This is a genomic window from Rubrivivax gelatinosus (genome assembly GCF_016583785.1).
Classification (GTDB): domain Bacteria; phylum Pseudomonadota; class Gammaproteobacteria; order Burkholderiales; family Burkholderiaceae_C; genus Rubrivivax; species Rubrivivax gelatinosus_B.
Genome location: NZ_NRRU01000201.1, coordinates 1 through 2,579 on the forward strand (window position 1 = coordinate 1; position 2,579 = coordinate 2,579).

Genomic DNA, 2,579 nt, shown 5'->3' on the forward strand with positions numbered 1-2,579 from the left:
CTCGCGCCCGACTGGGCCCGGCCCTGGACCGGCGCGCGCCCGGCGCTGCTGCAGGCCTTGGCCGACACGCCCTGGCGCCACGCCGGCCACACGCGCGAACGCCTGGAGCTGCTGGCCGAACGCCTGCTCGAAGCGCACGCGCTGCAGCCCGATGCGGCCGTGATCGACGCCGCCGCCTGGCCGCAGACCGCGCCGGTGCTGGCCACGCTGCGCGACACGCTGGCGCCGCGGCTGGACGCCTGCGGCGCCGAGGAGATGCGCCAGCTGCTGCGCGGCCTGGCCGGCTGTGTCGTGCCGCCGGGGCCCAGCGGCGCGCCGTCGCGCGGCCGGGCCGACACCTTGCCGACCGGGCGCAACTTCTACGCCGTCGACACCCGCGCGGTGCCCACCGTCGCCGCCTGGACCACCGGGCGCGCCGCCGCCGAGCGCCTGGTCGAACGCCATCTGCAGGACCACGGCGCGCTGCCGGCCACGGTCGGCCTGTCGGTCTGGGGCACGAGCACGATGCGCTCGGGCGGCGAAGACCTGGCCCAGGCGCTGGCGCTGCTGGGCGCGCGGCCCAAGTGGGCCGCCGGCAGCGGGCGTGTGCTCGACGTCGAGCTGCTGCCGGTGGCCGTGCTCGGCCGCCCGCGCATCGACGTCACGCTGCGTGTCTCGGGTTTTTTCCGCGATGCCTTCCCGAATCTGATCGAACTCTTCGACGCCGCCGTGCGTGCCGTCGCCGCGGTGCCGGCCGAAGACGAGAGCGACGACGAGAACCCGGTGCGCGCGCGGGTGCAGCGCGAGGCGCGGGCCGCCGAGCTGGCCGGGCTGGATGCCGAGGCCGCGCGGCGCCAGGCGAGCTGGCGGGTCTTCGGCCCGCGCCCCGGCGGCTACGGCGCCGGGCTGCAGGAGCTGATCGCCGGCCGGCGCTGGCAGGGCCGCGCCGACCTCGCCGAGGCCTATCTGCGCGCCGGCGCCTACGCCTACGGCGGCGGCAGCGACGGCCAGGCGGCGCGCGCCGCGCTCGAGACCCGGCTGCAGGGCCTGGACCTGGTCGCGCACAACCAGGACAACCACGAGCACGACCTGCTCGACTCCGACGACTACTACCAGTTCCAGGGCGGCATGGCCGCCGCCGTCGAGGCGCTGCGCGGCAGCGCGCCGGCGCTCTACCACGGCGACCTGAGCGTGCCCGGCGCGCCGCGTGTGCGGCCGCTGCGCGAGGAGATCGCGCGCGTGCTGCGGGCTCGCGCCGTGAACCCGAAGTGGCTCGAAGGCATACGCCGCCACGGCTACAAGGGCGCGTTCGAGATCGCCGCGACGGTGGACTTCCTGTTCGCGTTTTCGGCCACCACCGGCCTGGTCGAGGACCACCAGTACGCGCTGGTCGCCGACGCCTATCTGCACGACGAGACGACACGCGAATTCCTGCAGCGCCACAACCCCGGGGCGCTGCGCGCCATCGGCGAGCGCCTGCTGGAAGCGATGCAGCGCGGCCTGTGGCGCGAGCCCGGCGCCGAGCGCGAACGCATCACCGCGCACCTGCTGGCGCTGGAGCAGCGCCTGGAAGACGAGAGCTGAAACGCATGAACCCCGAGACCGAGATCCCCGCCTACCCGTTCAGCGCGCTCGTCGGCCAGCCGCGGCTGCAGCAGGCGCTGCTGCTGGCTGCCGTCGACGAAAGCCTGGGCGGCGTGCTGATCAGCGGCCCGCGCGGCACCGCCAAGTCGACCGCGGCGCGGGCGCTGGCCGCGCTGCTGCCGGGCGCGCCTTTCGTCACGCTGCCGCTGGCGGCCAGCCTGGAGCAGCTCGTCGGCACGCTGGACGTCGAGGACGCGCTGCGCGACGGCCGGCTGCGTTTCAAGCCCGGCCTGCTGGCGCGCGCCCACGGCGGCGTGCTCTACGTCGACGAAGTCAACCTGCTGCCCGACGCGCTGGTCGACGCGCTGCTCGACGCCGCCGCCAGCGGCGTGCACAGCGTCGAGCGCGACGGCATCTCCGAGCGCCACGCCTCGCGTTTCGTGCTCGTCGGCACGATGAACCCAGAGGAAGGCGAGCTGCGGCCGCAGCTGCTGGACCGTTTCGGGCTGTCGGTCGTGATCGCCAACCCGGCCGACACTGCGGCGCGCCAGGCCATCCTGCGCGCCCGCCTGGCTTTCGACCGCGACCCGCAGCGTGTGTTGGCCGAACACGCCGCGCACGACGCCGCGCTGGCGCAGGCCGTCGCCACGGCGCGGGCGCGGCTGGACACGGTCGATGTCGGCGACGCGGCGCTGGCGCGTGCCGCCGACCTGGCGCACGCCGCCGGCGTCGACGGCCTGCGTGCCGACCTCGTGATGCTGCGCGCCGCACGCGCGCTGGCGGCGCTGGACGGCCGCGACGCCGTGCGCGTCCAGGACGTCGATGCCGTCGCCGACGATGCGCTGCTGCACCGCCGCCGCACGCCGGCACCGCTGCCGGCCGCGCGCCCCGAAGCGCCACCGCCACCGCCCGCGTCCGGCAGCGCCGCCGACGGCGACTGGGGCGCGCTGCCGCCGCAGCCGGCGGGTTTCGAGGCCACCTCGCTGCCCGGCGCCTGGCGCCCAAAAGCCTAGGCC

At 76.3% G+C, this 2,579-nt stretch carries 2 protein-coding genes; both read left to right on the forward strand.

Annotation, left to right across the window (positions count from 1 at the left end; translation table 11 throughout):
- A partial coding sequence (locus tag CKO43_RS25285; RefSeq protein ID WP_200380396.1) for a cobaltochelatase subunit CobN occupies window positions 1–1,563 on the forward strand: 1,563 nt, incomplete at its 5' end.
- A gap of 5 nt (window positions 1,564–1,568) precedes the next feature.
- Window positions 1,569–2,576, forward strand: coding sequence for an ATP-binding protein (locus CKO43_RS25290; protein WP_200380397.1), 1,008 nt, complete (start codon window positions 1,569–1,571; stop codon window positions 2,574–2,576).
- Window positions 2,577–2,579: the final 3 nt, after the last annotated feature.

Excerpts from the sequence above, each read along its gene's own strand:
- CKO43_RS25290 (WP_200380397.1), top strand. The coding sequence starts at position 1,569 with ATGAACCCCGAGACCGAGATCCCCGCCTACCCGTTCAGCGCGCTCGTC.